Annotated in this window: 15 protein-coding genes and 1 tRNA gene; 4 read left to right on the top strand and 12 right to left on the bottom strand. The window is 60.2% G+C overall.

Going from position 1 to position 16598, the window contains the following annotated elements; genetic code table 11:
• The first annotated feature begins 47 nt into the window (after nucleotides 1-47).
• A complete protein-coding gene (locus ABWV64_RS00760; RefSeq protein ID WP_353342350.1) occupies nucleotides 48-2816 on the top strand; it encodes a hybrid sensor histidine kinase/response regulator in 2769 nt (922 codons plus the stop codon).
• Between the two features lie 77 nt (nucleotides 2817-2893).
• On the opposite strand, the gene ABWV64_RS00755 is transcribed toward ABWV64_RS00760, so the two are convergent.
• The gene (locus tag ABWV64_RS00755; protein ID WP_502902574.1) at nucleotides 2894-3892 is read right to left on the bottom strand and encodes an ABC transporter substrate-binding protein; all 999 of its coding nucleotides are present in this window, start codon (nucleotides 3890-3892) and stop codon (nucleotides 2894-2896) included.
• 255 nt (nucleotides 3893-4147) lie between these two features.
• Here ABWV64_RS00755 and ABWV64_RS00750 point away from each other — a divergent pair, with 255 nt between their 5' ends.
• Nucleotides 4148-4726, top strand: coding sequence for a VPLPA-CTERM sorting domain-containing protein (locus ABWV64_RS00750; protein ID WP_353342349.1), 579 nt, complete (start codon nucleotides 4148-4150; stop codon nucleotides 4724-4726).
• 53 nt (nucleotides 4727-4779) lie between these two features.
• Here ABWV64_RS00750 and ABWV64_RS00745 read toward each other — a convergent pair whose 3' ends face one another.
• Genes ABWV64_RS00745 through ABWV64_RS00720 form a run of 6 tightly spaced genes read right to left on the bottom strand, consistent with a single transcriptional unit; the run spans nucleotide 4780 to nucleotide 10569 of the window.
• Nucleotides 4780-5628 carry an ABC transporter permease gene (locus ABWV64_RS00745; RefSeq protein WP_353342347.1) on the bottom strand — a complete coding sequence of 283 codons (849 nt, stop codon included), beginning with the start codon at nucleotides 5626-5628 and terminating at the stop codon, nucleotides 4780-4782.
• Nucleotides 5625-6545: an ABC transporter permease gene (locus ABWV64_RS00740; protein WP_502902573.1), complete on the bottom strand. Its 921-nt coding sequence runs from the start codon at nucleotides 6543-6545 to the stop codon at nucleotides 5625-5627. The genes ABWV64_RS00745 and ABWV64_RS00740 overlap by 4 nt, the downstream gene beginning before the upstream one ends.
• The gene (locus ABWV64_RS00735; RefSeq protein ID WP_353342346.1) at nucleotides 6538-7323 is read right to left on the bottom strand and encodes an ABC transporter ATP-binding protein; all 786 of its coding nucleotides are present in this window, start codon (nucleotides 7321-7323) and stop codon (nucleotides 6538-6540) included. The genes ABWV64_RS00740 and ABWV64_RS00735 overlap by 8 nt, the downstream gene beginning before the upstream one ends.
• Nucleotides 7316-7819 carry a hypothetical protein gene (locus ABWV64_RS00730; RefSeq protein WP_353342345.1) on the bottom strand — a complete coding sequence of 168 codons (504 nt, stop codon included), beginning with the start codon at nucleotides 7817-7819 and terminating at the stop codon, nucleotides 7316-7318. Before ABWV64_RS00730 ends, ABWV64_RS00735 begins: the two co-directional genes overlap by 8 nt.
• Entirely contained in the window at nucleotides 7819-9279 is a 1461-nt protein-coding gene (gene hydA / locus ABWV64_RS00725; protein ID WP_353342344.1) for a dihydropyrimidinase, read from the bottom strand. Before hydA ends, ABWV64_RS00730 begins: the two co-directional genes overlap by 1 nt.
• A gap of 39 nt (nucleotides 9280-9318) precedes the next feature.
• Complete coding sequence (locus tag ABWV64_RS00720) at nucleotides 9319-10569, bottom strand: Zn-dependent hydrolase (RefSeq protein ID WP_353342343.1); 1251 nt, start codon at nucleotides 10567-10569, stop codon at nucleotides 9319-9321.
• 297 nt (nucleotides 10570-10866) lie between these two features.
• Between ABWV64_RS00720 and ABWV64_RS00715 the strand changes: the two genes are divergently transcribed.
• Nucleotides 10867-11478: a TetR family transcriptional regulator C-terminal domain-containing protein gene (locus ABWV64_RS00715; RefSeq protein WP_353342342.1), complete on the top strand. Its 612-nt coding sequence runs from the start codon at nucleotides 10867-10869 to the stop codon at nucleotides 11476-11478.
• Here the strand turns inward: ABWV64_RS00715 and ABWV64_RS00710 are convergent.
• Nucleotides 11475-12053: a GFA family protein gene (locus tag ABWV64_RS00710; RefSeq protein ID WP_353342341.1), complete on the bottom strand. Its 579-nt coding sequence runs from the start codon at nucleotides 12051-12053 to the stop codon at nucleotides 11475-11477. The genes ABWV64_RS00715 and ABWV64_RS00710 overlap by 4 nt on opposite strands.
• A 158-nt stretch (nucleotides 12054-12211) precedes the next feature.
• Between ABWV64_RS00710 and ABWV64_RS00705 the strand changes: the two genes are divergently transcribed.
• Complete coding sequence (locus tag ABWV64_RS00705) at nucleotides 12212-12457, top strand: peptidase (RefSeq protein WP_353342339.1); 246 nt, start codon at nucleotides 12212-12214, stop codon at nucleotides 12455-12457.
• A gap of 72 nt (nucleotides 12458-12529) precedes the next feature.
• On the opposite strand, the gene preA is transcribed toward ABWV64_RS00705, so the two are convergent.
• The 4 genes from preA to ABWV64_RS00685 form a co-directional block, all read right to left on the bottom strand.
• Nucleotides 12530-13831, bottom strand: a complete 1302-nt coding sequence (preA, locus tag ABWV64_RS00700; RefSeq protein ID WP_353342338.1) for an NAD-dependent dihydropyrimidine dehydrogenase subunit PreA — start codon at nucleotides 13829-13831, stop codon at nucleotides 12530-12532.
• A 3-nt stretch (nucleotides 13832-13834) separates the two neighbouring features.
• Nucleotides 13835-15190, bottom strand: a complete 1356-nt coding sequence (locus tag ABWV64_RS00695) for an NAD(P)-dependent oxidoreductase (protein WP_353342336.1) — start codon at nucleotides 15188-15190, stop codon at nucleotides 13835-13837.
• Between the two features lie 239 nt (nucleotides 15191-15429).
• Nucleotides 15430-16233 carry a crotonase/enoyl-CoA hydratase family protein gene (locus tag ABWV64_RS00690; RefSeq protein WP_353342335.1) on the bottom strand — a complete coding sequence of 268 codons (804 nt, stop codon included), beginning with the start codon at nucleotides 16231-16233 and terminating at the stop codon, nucleotides 15430-15432.
• A 224-nt stretch (nucleotides 16234-16457) separates the two neighbouring features.
• Nucleotides 16458-16547: transfer RNA gene (locus tag ABWV64_RS00685), tRNA-Ser, on the bottom strand.
• Between the last annotated feature and the right edge of the window lie 51 nt (nucleotides 16548-16598).

The following is a 16598-nucleotide window of genomic DNA, read 5'->3' as shown; positions in this document are numbered from 1 at the left end:
AGTTCAGGACTGCAATCGCCCTGCGGCCAGTACGAAAGGCAGTCGAGATGACGTCTCCCCGCGCCCGATCCGCGCTCCGCCCCCGCTGGATTCAGATCAGCCTGCTGGGACTGGTGGCGATTGCCTCGTTGTTCTTACTGATTTACCTGTCCAGCTCCGTCTCGCAAAAGCTGCGCGAGCTTGGGTCAGCGCGTGCGGACAACGTGCAATGGACCATGAGCCAGATCGAGGTCGAATTTCTTGATTTTCAAGCGGCCGTCGCGCAGGCGCAAACGCGCACTTCGTCGCTCCAAGGACAACCGCAGCCCGAGCTCAAGAGCGCATTGGCCAACCTGCGCAAGCGCTACAACATATTCTATAGCCGCCTAGAGACCATCGCTGGCAGCGCGCTCTATCGTCCGATCCTTGATTACGCAAATCTGCGCGGGCGTTTCGAAGATATCGCTCAGGTGACCTATGGGTTGGTGCCGACCATAGATGCGAATGACACGACGTTGGTGCAAGCCTTGCCAGACGTCGCGAAAGCCATCGCCCCGCTGCGTCAAGACCTGCGCCTCATTTCGACCGAGGGCAACCGGCAGCTGGCTCTACAGGCCGACCGTGCGCGCGAAGACGCCGCGCGCGTGCTCAGGCTCGTTGCCTTGGTCAGCCTGCTGCTGGCAGCGGCGGTGATATGGCTCCTTTTCGTCTTCTGGCGGCTTTACCGTTTGAACCGCAGCCGCGCGATCACCAATCGCGCAATCCTGACGCGGATCGAAACCATTATCTCCACCTCGCGCGATGCGATTATCGTTTGCGATCCCACTGGCCGGATTTCCGACTTCAACTCTGCCGCCGAAACCCTGTTCGGCCGCCCGCGTGCGCAGGCCGAAACCCTTGATCTCGGGGTCTTCTTGCGCAAGCCTCTGGAGTCCTACACAGGCGATAGCGCCGCGCGGCATGAGCAAATCAGCCGGCGCATTGACACGGCAGAGCTATTGGAAAGCTGCGTCGGCGGCGCGAGCCGCAGCGAACAACTTTTGGGCCGCGATGCGCAGGGGCGCCATTTCGCGATCGAGTTGACCGTCGATCGCGCCGAACATGACGGGCGCACGATTTTGGTCTGTTTTGTGCGCAATATCTCGCACCGGCTTGCGGCAGAGCAAGAATTGGTACGCTCGCGCGACAAAGCCTTGGCAGGTGAGCGAGCCAAGGCGCGTTTTCTCGCGGTGATGAGCCACGAGATGCGCACACCGCTCAATGGGATTTTGGGAACCATAGATTTGCTCGACAGCGCCGAGTTGACCGCGCCGCAACGTGAATTGGTAGATGTCTTGCGCAACTCCGGTCAGGTTTTGCTAAGCCATATCAACGAGGTGCTCGACATCACCCGTATCGAGAGCGGCCAACTCCCTCTCGAGCGTGCCCCCTTTGACCTCGATGTTCTGCTTGGCGAAGTGGTGCAAAGCTTGCGTCCGGTTGCTGCTGCAAATGGCAACAGCATCACCTTGAACGCCAACAGCTTGGGGCTGGTGTCGGGCACCCGCGGTCGCCTGAGGCAGGTGTTGGTCAATCTGCTCAGCAATGCCGCCAAATTCACCAAGGACGGCGAGATCGCGATTGAAGCGGCGCGCACCGGCGCGGATCAGATCGAGTTCCAAATCAGTGATACGGGCAGCGGCATCCCGACCGAGGCCCTTGCCCAAGTGTTTGAAGATTTCGTGCGCCTTGGCGAAGGCGGCGCGGATGACATCGAGGGCACGGGGCTCGGGCTGGGCATCACGCGCAACCTCGTCACCGCCATGGGCGGCGAGATCGGCGCAGAAAGCGAATTTGGCGAGGGCAGCCTCTTTTGGGTGCGCCTGCCCCTGCCAGCCGCAGAGATGGATGCGCCTGCAAACCCTCGCGCCGCCGCCTTGCCCGACCAGACCGGCGCCGCCACGCGCAGCGCAAAAGCCGATGATGCCGCAGCGCCGATTTCGGCGCCTGCGACCAAACCAAAGGCAGCGCCCCCTGCGCGAAGTGGATCAAAGCCTCTGGACGTGCTGATCGTCGAGGACAACAAAACCAACCGCTTCATTGCGCGAGAAATGCTGCGCCGAGACGGGCACCGCGTCACCGAAGCACATGATGGGGTCGATGGGGTCGATGCCGCAGCCGCCAAGGCTTATGACTTGATTTTGATGGATATTTCCATGCCCCGCATGGATGGGGTCGAGGCCACCAAAGCGATCCGTGCCTCGGGCGGGGCCTCGAAAGACAGCCGTATCATCGCGTTGACGGCCCATGCCCAGCCCGAAGACCACGCGCGCTACCTTGCTGCGGGGATGGAAGCGGTTCTCAATAAACCGCTGCGTTGGGCGGTTTTGCGCGAAATGCTTTATCATGAAGGGGCGCAATATCCCGAGCACGGGGCGCCAGACCTTGGCCAAGAGACACCGTATCTGGACCGGCAGGCCTTGGGCGAGATGCGCCGCGCCTTGCCGCAACCCACATTCATCCGTCTTGCGCAGGAATTCATCGCAGAAGGCGACGCCTTCATCGGCGCATTGGACAGGTTGATTGACCTGCCCCCCGCTCAGGCGCGCGCCGCATTGCACGGCTTTGCGGGGTCTTGCGCCACATTTGGCGCGCGGGCAATGCACGAAGCGCTTGGCCGTTGTGAGACGGTCGCCAATACAGGCGCGGATTGGAACCAACGTGCGGACAAATCCTTGGCCCCCTTGCCTGCCTTGTGGTCGTCGCTGCGTGCGGCATTGCACGCTGAGCTCGAAGCCGCTCAGCACAGGGATAATGCCACGCAAGAGGCCTCCCCAAAAGCTCAAAACGCCTCCTGACCGCCCAAGATCGGCGCAACAAAAAACGCGGGCCAAACCTTCGGCCCGCGTTCAATCGTATTGTTTGTCCGAGCAGATTACTTCAGCGCTTCATCCGTGATCTCAAGCGTATAGGCCCCTTCGGGTTTCTTGCTGATCACCGGATCGGAGCCGCCCGCCAAAAGCGTCGCAACCGTGCGTTCAAAATCGGCCGGATCAAGCGATCCGTTGGACCCAGCAGTCAGTTTGGCGATCTCGCCCATCATCCGTTTTTGATGCTCTTCGGTTTGCGCACCGGTCTCGTCAAATTCGAGAACGATATCTGCCGCCTCTTCGGGATTTGCCTCGGCATATTTCCAACCCTTCATCGAGGCGCGCACGAATTTCACCATTTTTGCCTTGAAGGCCGGATCGGCCAGTTTCTCTTCGAGCGCGTAGATCCCGTCTTCGAGTGTCGCAACGCCTTGGTCCTCATATTTGAATGTGACCAATTCGTCGGGGCTGACCCCTGCATCGAGGACCTGACCGTATTCATTATAGGTCATGGTCGAGATGCAATCGGCTTGGCGCTGGATCAGCGGATCGACGTTGAACCCTTGTTTGAGAACCGTGACGCCATCCTCGCCGCCTGCGGTGGAAATCCCCTCTTGGCTCATCCACGACAGGAAGGGATATTCATTGCCAAAGAACCACACGCCGATGGTCTTGCCTTTGAAGTCTTGCGGGCTGGTGATGCCGGTGTCCTTCCAGCAGGTCAGCATAAGCCCCGAGGTTTTGAAGGGCTGCGCAATATTGACCACGGGCAAGCCCTTTTCGCGCGCGGCCAATGCCGAGGGCATCCAGTTGAGCATCACATCCGCGCCGCCCCCTGCGAGCACCTGCGGAGGAGCAATATCAGGCCCGCCGGGCAAGATGGTCACCTCAAGCCCCTCGTCGTCGTAAAATCCTTTTTCAAGGGCCACATAATATCCCGCGAATTGCGCCTGCGTGACCCATTGCAATTGCAATTTCACCGTATTGTCGGCATGCGAGGCGGCTTGCGCCATCGGCGCGCTGGCAAGCCCAAGGGCGAGTGCCAAGCTGGCTATGGTCTTCATGATCGTGCTCCCAGTTGTCCAGTTATGGAGCGATGGTTGCACTCATCTGGGTTTCACTCAACCAAATCTTTGACCAAATGGTCCAACGTCGCGTTTGTCGCTCAAATCTTAGGCGTAGATCGCGATTGCCCCCGCGCGCGCAAACGGCGTTAGTTGAAATGCGGCAAAGACTAACGTAAAGTAAATCTGCGCTCTATTTCGAGTGCAGTTCAATAACTACTTTTCGAATTTAAAAAATCAATTCAGGAGGAAACCATGTTTTCCATTACAAGCCTTAAGGGCTATCTGCCCGCCACGCTTCTCTCCATCGGTCTATTGAGCGCGCAAAGCAGCCATGCTGCCGTGCTCGATTTCTCGTCTTTGTCGACGGGGTCCAATGTGGGTGCGTCTTTTGCCATCCCCGATGCCATCGTCACTCCCTTGGAGGGGACGCTCTATCGCTACGGGGGCGTTACGGACAAAATCTGTTCGCTCAACGCCACGGCCTTCCGCTGCGAGGCGGATCTGGAGATCGACTTCATTCCCGACGTTTATGACGTGAGCGTGACCTTCGGCACGTTTAACCCCGGTGATTACGTCGATCTGATGGTCTATGGCGCCGGCGGTGCTTTGCTCGATACTTTGGCCATCGTGGGCAATGCGGTTGTCGATCTGTCGGGCTATGGGCTGATCAGCTCGCTGTTCTTCGATGACAGCTCGACCGGTGCGGGCTACACCTATGAGGCGATCACCTATGAAGTCGCCCCTGCGGTGCCGCTGCCTGCGGGTTTGCCGCTGCTCTTGACGGGCATGGCCGCCTTCGCGGGGCTGCGCCGTTCGAAACGCGCCGCGTAAACACCCGATAAAAACGAAATGCCGGACATCCATTGTCCGGCATTTTATCTGGATTACCCGCGCCGCTGCGACGGGTGCCAAAAGGTCACCAACCGCTCGACAAGCGCGATTGCGCCATAAAACGCGCTGCCTGCGATGGCGGCGACGACAATCTCGGCCCATACCATATCAAGCGCCAATTGCCCGACCGAGGTCGATATGCGAAACCCCATGCCCACCACGGGCGAGCCGAAAAACTCGGCGACGATCGCGCCGATCAGCGCAAGGGTCGAGGCGATTTTCAAACCGTTGAAAACAAACGGCATCGCAGCGGGAAGGCGTAGCTTCCACAGCCCCTGCCAATAGCTCGCGGCCCATGTTTTCATCTGATCGCGCTGCATGGCAGAGGTCTCTTGCAGGCCTGCGGTGACATTCACCAGCACCGGAAAGAAGACCATCACCACCACCACCGCGGCCTTGGACTGCCAATCAAACCCATACCACATCACAAGGATCGGCGCGGTGCCGACGATGGGCAAGGCGGCGACAAAATTACCAACGGGCAAAAGCCCGCGGCGCAAGAACTCCGAGCGGTCCACGATGATCGCCATGGCGCAAGCGGCCACCACCCCGATCACATAGCCCGAGAGCGCGCCTTTGACGAAGGTTTGCACGAAATCGGCCCAAAGGATCGGCAGGCTTGCCGCCAGCCGCGCCGCGATCAACGAGGGTGCGGGCAAGATCACCATTGGCACGCCCAGCCCGCGCACCACCAATTCCCATATCGCCAAGAGCGTCAGACCAAAGATCACCGGCACGGCCAATTTGGCCCCCTGCGTGTCCTTTGCCGGACCCGACGCGATGCGCAAATTGAGATAGAAGGCCGCCGCCCAAAGCAAGAATGCCGCAATCACAAGGCTCATTTGCCATACCCCATTTTCTTGAGCGTCACCCTTTCGACCCCGCCAATGATCGCCACAAGGCAGGCCGCAAGGATCGCGGTGGCAAAGAGCGCCGACCAGATTTGAATGGTCTGGCCGTAGTAGCTACCCGTCAACAGCCGCGCGCCAAGGCCGCGCACCGCGCCCGTGGGCAATTCGCCCACAATCGCCCCGACGAGCGAGGCCGCAATGCCGATTTTGAGCGAGGTAAACAGATAGGGCACCGAGCTGGGCAATCGCAGGGTCCAAAAGCTTTGCGCGGCGCTGGCGCCCCATGTGCGCATCTGGTCAAGCTGCATAGCCGACGGGCTGCGCAGGCCTTTGACCATACCGACGACAACGGGGAAAAACGACAGATAGGCCGAAATGATCGCCTTGGGGATCAACCCCTGAATACCGATGGAATTGAACACCACGATGATCATCGGCGCGATGGCGAGAACGGGGATGGTTTGGCTCGCGATGGCCCAAGGCATCACGCTCATATCCATCGCGCGGCTGTGCACGATGCCGATGGCCAACATGATGCCAGCCGCCGTGCCGATGGCAAAGCCAAGCAAGGTCGCCGACAGCGTGATCCAGCCATGAAACACCAAACTGCGCTTCGAGGTGATCTTCTTCTCGACCGTGGTCTGCCATAGCTCGACCGCGACCTGATGCGGGGCGGGCAAACGCGGTTTGCTTTGCACAAGCGTGTCGCCCCATTGCGCAGGATTGGCCACGGCCAGAGCCATGGCCGAAAGGTCGCGCCGCTCCTTGGCCCCTGCGACCGACACTTCCGCCCCTGCCCGTTCGGCATTGGTGAGCGCGGTTTTGATATTCATCGGCACGCAGGCCAGATACCAAATGCCCAAGATCACGGCCACAACGGTCAGAACCGGAAAAACATTCCTAATCATAGGCATGCCCCGCGCGCAGCCCTTCGCGAACCCGATGCGCGATTTGCAGGAATTCCGGCGTATCGCGGATGTCGAGCGGGCGCTCGCGCGGCAATGTGCTTTCGATCACATCGGTGATCCGCCCCGGACGCGGGCTCATCACGACGATATGGGTCGACAGATAGACCGCCTCGGGGATCGAATGGGTGACAAAACCGATGGTCTTGCCGGTGCGCGCCCAGAGTTTGAGAAGCTCTTCGTTCAAATGGTCGCGCACGATCTCGTCCAGCGCGCCAAACGGCTCGTCCATCAACAGAATATCGGCATCAAAGCCAAGCGCGCGGGCAATCGAGGCGCGCTGCTGCATCCCGCCCGACAATTGCCACGGAAATTTGCCGCCAAATCCTTCGAGATCGACAAGCGCGAGGGTCTTTTCCACCCGCTCGGCCCGCTCGGCTTTGGAAAACCCCATAATTTCAAGCGGAAGCGAGATATTGCCCGCAATCGTGCGCCATGGATAAAGGCCCGCTGCTTGGAACACATAGCCATAGGCGCGCGCTTTGCGGGCCTCTTCGGGGGACATGCCATTGACGGTGATTGTGCCGCCGGTCGGTTGCTCCAACGCCGCGATGGTGCGCAAAAACGTGGTCTTGCCGCAGCCCGAGGGGCCGATAAAGCTGACGAAATCGCCCGCGCCGATATCAAGGTTCACATCGCGCAACGCCTGCACGGGGCCATCTTTGGTTTGAAAGGTCAGGTCGAGCCCCTTGGCGGAAATCACGGGCGATGGGTCAGTCATGGTCATAGAGTCTCGATGCGATAAGAGGAGCGATAATGAGCGAAAGCGCGGCGGGCAGATAAGGCAGCAGATGGTTCAGGACGCCGCCCGTATCGGTGCGCGTGACAAAGAGCGCAAACACCCGATCGCCCAGCAGGAGATATATGGCGAGCGAACACAAAAGCGCGGCCAAACCGCCCGAGCGCCGCAAGCGGGCGGCGGTCCATGTGCCGGTGCCGGAGGCGGACCGGTAGAGCAAGACCCAAACCGGACAGGCGATCGCGATAAAGAACGGGGCAAGAAAAAAAGACGCGAAGATCAAGCCGACCAACAAAATGGCCAAGCCTCCCAAACGGTCAACAAGATAGATTTGCTCGGCGTTGATCTGGGCGATGCCCGCGACGTTCCAGACGAGATAGCAAACAAGCGTCGCCGCCCCCGTAGCTACGGTCGTCAACCAGACAAACCCCAGATAACGCAGCCAAAATCCTTGTAAGGGATCGCCCTTGTCTTCCATCAAACCCCTGCCGGAATGTTCATCGGATCGCGGCTGATGCTACGCGGAGAGTTCAGTTCTTTCCAGTGCGACAAGGCCTTGGCCGCCGAGGAAAACGGCGGGCGCGGCACGAAACGGCCGCGGCCCGGCTGGGGCTGGCTGTTTTGACCCCACGCCCAGATTACCTCGCCGCGGCTCAGCGTATAGCGGCTTTGGGCTTTGACCTCGAACCCCTCGAAGACGTTGTAATCAAGGATCGAATGGTGGTTCGAAGCGCTGATGGTTTTGGTGATTTTGGGATCCCACACCACGATATCGGCATCCGCGCCCTCAACAATCGCGCCCTTTTTGGGGTAGATGTTGAGGATTTTGGCGACGTTGGAGGAGGTCGCGGCGACAAACTCCGACGGCGTCAAACGCCCCGTTTCCACCCCTTCGGTCCACAGCACCGCAAGGCGCTCTTCAAGCCCGTTCGAGCCGTTGGGAATTTTGGTGAAATCGCCGATGCCCATTCGTTTTTGTTCGGTGCTGAAGGCCGCGTGATCGGTGGCGACGACTTGTAGGGAACCCGATTGCAGACCGGCCCACAGGCTGGCTTGGTGGTCCTTGTTGCGAAACGGCGGCGACATCACACGGCGCGCGGCGTGGTCCCAATCCGTGTTGAAATATTCGCTCTCGTCGAGGGTCAGGAATTGAATGAGCGGCTCGCCGTAAATGCGCATGCCTTTCTGGCGCGCACGGCGGATCGCTTCATGGGCCTGCTCGCAGGACACATGCACAATATAGAGCGGCGTGCCTGCCGCATCGGCGATGGTGATGGCGCGGTTTGCGGCCTCGCCCTCAAACTCCGGCGGGCGCGAATAGGCATGCGCCTCTGGTCCTGTCATCCCTTCGGCGAGCAGCTTTTTTTGCATCAGATCAACAAGATCGCCGTTCTCGGCATGGACCATCGGCAAGGCGCCCAATTCGCGGCACCGTTGGAAGGAGGCGAACATTTCATCATCCTCGACCATAAGCGCGCCCTTATAGGCCATGAAATGTTTGAAGGAATTGACGCCCATATCCACGGCGTCTTTCATCTCGTCAAAGATGTTTTCGTTCCAGCCGGTGATCGCCATGTGATAGCCGATATCGGCGCAAATCTGCGGCGCGCTTTTACGGTGCCACTCATGGATCGCGTTTTTGATCGATCCATCCTCACCAGGCAGGCAAAAATCAATCAGCATCGTCGTGCCGCCCGCCGCTGCGGCCCATGTGCCGGTCTCGAAGGTTTCGGCCGCCGTGGTGCCCATAAAGGGCATTTCAAGGTGGGTGTGCGGGTCAATACCGCCCGGGATAACATAGGCGCCCTCGGCGTCGATATATTCGTCGCCCTTGAGGTCTGCGCCGATCTGTTTGATGGTCTCGCCCTCGATCAGAACATCGGCTTTCCATTCACGGTCTGCGGTCACCACGGTGCCGCCTTTGATCACTTTGCTCATCGTTTTCTCCCGCATATCATTCGTTTTGGCCGCGATCCGTCACGTGACGATCTGGGCGGTTTCCACCACCGCATGAAGCAACACATCCGTGCCCGCCGCGGCCCAGTCCTTTGAAATCTCTTCGGCTTCATTGTGGCTCAGCCCATCCACACAGGGGCACATAACCATCGCCGTCGGCGCGACTTGGTTGATCCAGCACGCATCATGCCCCGCGCCCGAAATGATGTCACGGTGGCTATAGCCAAGCCGCTCGGCCGCGTTGCGCAAGGCCGCGACGCATCCGGCGTCAAATTCCACCGGATCAAAACCGCCGGTTTTCTCGATCTCAAGCCCGAGGCCCATTTCGTCGCAAATCGCCTGCGCGCCTGAGGCAAGGCGCGCCTCCATATCCTCAATCACCGCCAGATCGGGCGAGCGAAAATCGACCGTGAACACGGCTTTGCCAGGGATCACGTTGCGCGAGTTGGGATAGACGTCGATATGCCCCGCCGCGCCGACCGCATCGGGGGCGTGAGACCAAGCGATTTCATCGACCAAACTGAGGATCCTCGCCATGCCCAATCCGGCATTCTTGCGCATCGGCATGGGGGTCGATCCGGTGTGACTGTCCTTGCCGGTGACTGTCAATTGGGTCCAGCTGAGGCCTTGGCCATGGGTGACGATGCCGACCTCTTTGCCTTCGGCCTCCAAAATCGGGCCCTGTTCGATGTGCAACTCGAACATCGCATGCATTTTGCGTGCGCCGACGGGTTCTTCGCCCTGCCAACCGATACGTTTCAATTCGCTGCCGAAGGTTTTACCCTCTGCGTCCGTGCGGGCTTTGGCCCAGTCTTCCGTATGCACCCCCGCAAAGACCCCCGAGGACAGCATCGCAGGGGCGAAGCGCGTGCCCTCTTCGTTGGTCCAATTGACCACGACGATCGGGTGTTTGGTTTGCACGTTCAGATCATTCAAGGTCCGCACGAGCTCCAACCCGCCCAGCACGCCCAAGACACCATCGTATTTGCCGCCCGTCGGCTGCGTATCGAGATGGCTGCCGACATAGACCGGCAAGGCATCCGGATCGGTGCCCGCGCGCAGGGCAAACATATTGCCCATGGTATCAAGCCCCATCTCGCATCCCGCCGCCTCGCACCAGCGTTGGAACAAGGCGCGGCCCTCCCCGTCCTCGTCGGTCAATGTCTGGCGGTTGTTGCCCCCCGCCACGCCGGGGCCGATTTTGGCCATCTCCATCAAGCTATCCCACAAACGGTCCGCGTTGATTTTCATATTGGCTGTGGGAGCTGGCATAGCTTTGTCCTTTTGGCTCTTGGCGGCGTGCGTCGGTCGAATACTCACCGAATGGCGCTTGCAGCGGCGGTGACCCGCCTTTTGCAAAGATATCTTTGCATGGCGCATTTTGACCACTTGGTAAAACCTACGCTAGCCGATCCACGCAGCCAGTCAAGCACCGCCGCAGTGTGAGGCCGCACGCATAAGGATGAAGCAGCGACCCAGAGGGGGAATGATTGAATTTTAATCACTCTGGACAAGCTGCGGCGCAGCAATGCAACCTGAGTGCAATTCAAACCATGTCATAAGAGCCTCATGCCCAAAGCCACGCCCCAAACCCGCATTCAGAAAAAGAACACCGACGCGATCCTCGAAGCGGCGCTCGAGGTGTTTTCTGCAAACGGGTTTCGCGGGGCCACGGTGGATATGATCGCCAATGAGGCGGGGCTGTCCAAACCCAACCTGCTTTACTATTTCGCCTCCAAAGAGGCGATCCATGCGGCGGTTCTGGAGCGGCTTTTGGGCACATGGCTTGACCCGTTGCGCGCGCTTGAGCCTGCGGGCGATCCCTTGCTCGAAATCGTGGGATATATGCACCGCAAACTGGACCTTGCGCGCGACTACCCGCGCGAATCGCGGCTCTTTGCCAATGAGATCGTCCAAGGCGCGCCGCGGATCTTGACCATTTTGCAAACCGACCTGAAGGATCTGGTCGACGAGAAGGCCAAAGTCATCGCCGCATGGAGCGCCGCGGGGCGGATCACGCCGGTGGACCCTTACCACCTGATTTTCTCGATCTGGTCGATGACCCAGCATTACGCCGATTTCGATGTGCAGGTGCATGCGATTTTGGGCGGTGACCACGACCCCTACCCCGATGCACGGCGCTATCTTGAGACCCTGTTCACACGGATGCTGCGCCCCTAAGACGCGCCATTCGCCGCCGTATCCGCACCCGCAACCTGCAAGTCGAGAGTGCCATGAACAAAGCGGGTTTTGGGTTTGCGAAACCCCATCGCGGCGAAGGAGGCAAGCATCTTGAAGATGAAGCCGGCGGTGACGGTTTTTGCGTTCACCGTATCTTGGGGCAAAATGCTCGGGTCCGGCAGGCTCGCGGTAAAGCTGCGGCTTTCTACGGGCGGGCGATCTTCAGGCGCGAAATTATGCGCGTAAAGGCTATACCAATGGCCTGGCGTATATTCGATCATCATCGGCGTGTTGCAACAGGTGGCGATGACGCGGCGGGTCTTGCTTTTGGGGTCTAGGCGAAATTCCTTAAGCTGCATCTCGCCCGTTTGCACGCGCAGGCGGTCCTTGCGAAAAACGATCACCTTGGTGCCGCCATATGCGCTCAATATCTGCGGCGCGCCCTTGAGCGATTGCATCATCGCCCCGGCGCTGCGGCAAGAGGTACACACACATTCCCCGCTCAGGATCGGCGCACCGCTGAGGCAGATTTCAACCGCGCCGCATTGGCATGAGATGGTTTTTTGATCCTGCATCACCCTCACCCTTTTTCCTGAGACCGCAGGGCAAAGCTGCGCCTTTGCGCGCCTTGGGTCAAGAGCGGCGCACGCCTTGCGCGACCTGCGCCGATATCCTAAAGGGGAGACAACAGAACGCCGGGTTCACGGCGCTGTTCACCGAAAGCCACCGAACTATGACACTTTTGACGTTCGCTCGTTTCGAGCAGCCGTTGAAATGGATCGCCGTTGTCTTGGGGTTTTGCAGCACGGTTTGCGTGGTGCAAGGCTGGCAACTGGCGGCCATGATGCTTAGCTTGCCGTTTTGCCTGATCTGGATTTACTGCGGATGGCTGCGCAGCGAGCCACAATTGAAATATCTCAACGTGATGTTTTCGGCGCTCTACGTTTACGGAATTGCGCGGTATTTCATCGTGACCTGAGCCGCAATTTCAAACGGGCCGCGCGGGGGAGGTCCGCACGGCCCGTTTGGGCACATCCCTTTGCGGCGCGCGCTACTCGGCCGCGACCGCACCGGGATTATTGGGATGCGTGGTCCAATTGGCATAATCGCCGACCGTCTGTCCGGTGCGCGGATCGGTGGCGCCTTTGGCCATTTCCTCCATCGTGATACATCCCGCCACGGGGCAAACATTGACGCAAAGGTTGCAGGCCACGCATTCGTCATCCTTGACCGTGAAGACGCGCTCGGCGCTCATCTCGATGGCTTGGTGCGAAGTGTCCTCGCAAGCCGCGTAGCAGCGCCCACAAGAAATACAAGCGTCTTGGTCGATCACCGCCTTGGTGACGTAATTGAGGTTCAGGTGCTGCCAATCCGTGACATTGGGCACGGCCATGCCGATGAAATCGGAGGTCGAGGTATGACCCTTTTCGTCCATCCATTCGGACAGGCCGGAAATCATCTCCTGCACGACCTTGAACCCATAGGTCATCGCCGCGGTGCAAACCTGCACATTGCCCGCGCCAAGGGCCATGAATTCGGCCGCATCGCGCCATGTGGTGACGCCCCCGATGCCGCTGATGGGTTTGCGGAAGGTTTCAGGGTCGCGGGCGATCTCGGCGACCATATTCATCGCAATCGGCTTGACCGCAGGGCCGCAATATCCGCCGTGTGTGCCTTTGCCGTCGATCATCGGCTCGGGCGACATGGCGTCAAGATCGACCGAGGTGATCGAATTGATCGTATTGATCAGGCTCACCGCATCCGCCCCGCCCGCAAAAGCCGCGCGGGCGGGGCCTCGGATGTCGGTGATATTGGGCGTCAGCTTCACGATCACCGGTTTGGAGTAATATTGCTTGCACCAGCGGGTGACCATTTCGATATATTCGGGCACTTGCCCGACCGCCGATCCCATCCCGCGTTCGGCCATGCCATGCGGGCAACCAAAGTTCAGCTCGATCCCGTCGGCGCCGGTCGCCTCGACCAAGGGCAAGATCGCCTTCCAGCTTTCCTCGTCGCAGGGCACCATCAAGGACACGATGATGGCGCGGTCGGGGTAATCGGCTTTGACGCGGGTGATTTCCTCAAGGTTGGTTTGCAGCGGGCGGTCGGTGATCAACTCGATGTTGTTGAGGCCCAAAAGCCGCCGGTCCGCCCCGAAAATCGCGCCATATCGCGGGCCGTTGACGTTGACCACGGGCGGGCCTTCCGCGCCGAGGGTCTTCCAAACAACCCCGCCCCATCCGGCCTCGAAGGCGCGGCGCACATTGTATTCCTTATCCGTGGGCGGCGCCGAGGCGAGCCAGAAGGGATTGGGGCTTTTGATGCCCAAAAACTCAGTCGTAAGATCGGCCATGGCTCAAGCCCCCTTTGTCAAAAATGCGTGGATGTCTTCGGCCGCATCGCGCCCTTCGGCAACGGCGGTGACGGTCAAATCATCGCCCCCCGAGGCGCAATCGCCCCCTGCCCAAATGCCGCCCGCTCCGGTACGCCCCGCGCCGGTGACGGCGATTTTACCGCCCTCGATGGCAAGCCCCTCGGGCGCGCCGATCAAGGTTTGGCCAATGGCGGCAAAGACCTGATCGGCCGGCAGGATCAGGCTCTCGCCCGTTCCGGTGAGTTTGCCGCCTTCAACGCTCGAATATTCAAATTCGATCTCGCGCAATCGCCCGCCGCTGCCCGACAGGCGTTTGGGCATGAGATAGGTCAGGATTTGCACGCCTTTGGCGGCGGCAAGCTGTTGCTCGTATTCGGAGGCAGGCATGTCGTCGCGCCCGCGCCGGTAGGCCAGCGTGACGTTCTGCGCGCCCAAAAGCTTGGCCTGCACAGCGGCGTCAATGGCGGTCATCCCACCGCCGATGACCACCACATTGCGCCCGATGGGCAGCGTGGTCAAATCCTCGCTCTGGCGCAATTCGGCAATGAAATCGACGGCATTTTGCGCCATTTCCTCGCCCTCGATGCCAAGCGCATTGACCCCGCCCAGCCCAATCCCGAGAAACACCGCATCATGCGCGCTGCGCAGGCTTTCCAGATCGACACCGCCGCCCAAACGCTCGCCGGTTTTCATCTCGATCCCGCCAATCCCCATTAGCCACGCGACCTCGCGGGCAGCAAAATCATCGGTAGATTTATAGGCGGCGATGCCGAATTCATTCAGCCCGCCCGCCTTGGCGCGCGCATCATAAAGCGTCACGCTATGGCCATGCATCGCCAACCGGTGCGCCGCGGCCAAACCCGCCGGCCCTGCCCCGACTACGGCAACGCTTTTGCCGCTGGGCGCCGCGCGGGTGAAAGGATGCGGCGCATCCAAAACCGCATCGGTGGCGAACCGTTGCAAACGGCCGATCTCGACCGGCTGGCCTTCGGCCTCCATGCGCACGCAGGCCTCTTCGCACAGGGTCTCGGTCGGGCAAACGCGGGCGCACATGCCGCCAAGGATATTGCTTTGCAAAATGGTCTTTGCTGCGGCGGTCTCGGTTCCCGTGGCGATCTGGCGGATAAAGAGCGGAATATCGATCGCGGTGGGACAGGCCGTCATGCAAGGCGCGTCATGGCAAAAATAGCACCGGTCGGCCGCAACCTGCGCCTCATGGCTGTCCAAGGGCGGGTGCAGATCCTCAAAACCCTCGGCCAACTCATCGGGCGCAAGACGCGCAGAGGCGATTCCGGGGGTCATGACCGAAGGGGATGCGGTAAGTCCTGACTGGCTCATGCTGGCTCCTGTGGCTGGCGTGCGGGCGGATGCCCTCTTGCCCCAAACTGTGCCACAGGTTGATTTTTTATCAAATGGTAAATTATTGAAGCGGCCAATTTCGCCCATTTACACGCGGGCAGAACAAGCAGTTCCGCGGATCAATCAAGAATAACGATTTGAAAACAAATAGGTATCTCGGGCTCGGCGCTGCGCCTCATTTTTGCGCAGCGCATCGCGATTTCGTGCCTTCGGGCGGGTTATTCGCTATTGGGGCGCACCCGCGCGGCCGTTTTGTTGGCAAAAGCTTCGAGCCGCCCGCGCGACGCGGGCTGGGTGTTGACGATCCCCGCAACGACGGATTCGGCATAAGACGCATCCAGCGCCGACATATTTCCCAGATGCGAAATAGCCGAGCAAATGGCGAAATTCGACAAGGGCGGGTTTTGCACGGCCGCGCGGGCCAATTCCATCGCCTTGGCCTCGCTGTCCTCGACCAGATACTGGCACAGGCCGACATCGACCGCCTCTTGCCCCTGATAGACGCGGCCCGTGAGCATCATGTCGACCATACGCGCCTTGCCGACCAATCCGGCCACACGGATCGTCGCGCCGCCGCCTGTGAACAGGCCCCTTTGCCCTTCAGGCAGCGCAAAGTAGGTGCTCTTGTCGGCCACGCGGATATGCACGCAAGAGGCCAATTCAAGCCCGCCGCCCACGACCGCCCCCTTGAGCGCCGAAATCACCGGAATGCCGCTATATTCGATCTTGTTGAAGGCCTCGTGCCAGCGCAGGCAGATATGCATGAAATCGGCGGGGCTACGGTCCTGTTCGAAATGTTCGACCAGATCGAGACCGGCGCAAAAATGATCGCCTTGCGCCAAAAGCACCACGGCGCGGGCCTCGCGTTTGGGCAATTCGGCGAAAAGCGTGATCAACTCTTCGATCGTCTGCGCATCAAGCGCATTGCGTTTGGCCGGACGGGCCAGCGTCACGCGTGCGATCCCCGCGTCATCCATCTCGACGTTGATATTTTGCAAGCTGCGGCTTTCAATCGTGAACATGCTCTCTCCCTCATGTGTCTGGCTCAAGTCCTCGCGCGTCCTTGTTTGAACCACAGGGGCGCGCCATGCGAAAGCCCTAGCGGGCCGGACGGGAGTTTCACGGGGGTATGAGGCCATCGGCAGGTGGCGGCGCGCAACGGGCGCGGGCAAGCACAGGTCATGCGCCCCGCTATAGCGCTGGGGCTGAGGTCGGCGCGGCGTTGGCGCGCTCTTATATGGGGGTCTGGCGGAGCGACAGGGATTCGAACCCTGGAGACGGTCTCCCGCCTACACACTTTCCAGGCGTGCGCCTTCGACCACTCGGCCACCGCTCCGGTGGGCGGTGTGTAGCCTCTTTTGGCGGGACTGCGCAAGGGCGAATAGCG

This window comes from Litorivita sp. NS0012-18, from assembly GCF_040371945.1.
Classification (GTDB): domain Bacteria; phylum Pseudomonadota; class Alphaproteobacteria; order Rhodobacterales; family Rhodobacteraceae; genus Litorivita.
The sequence above is the reverse complement of the archived record's forward strand: the minus strand, read 5'-3'. Positions and strand labels throughout refer to the sequence as shown.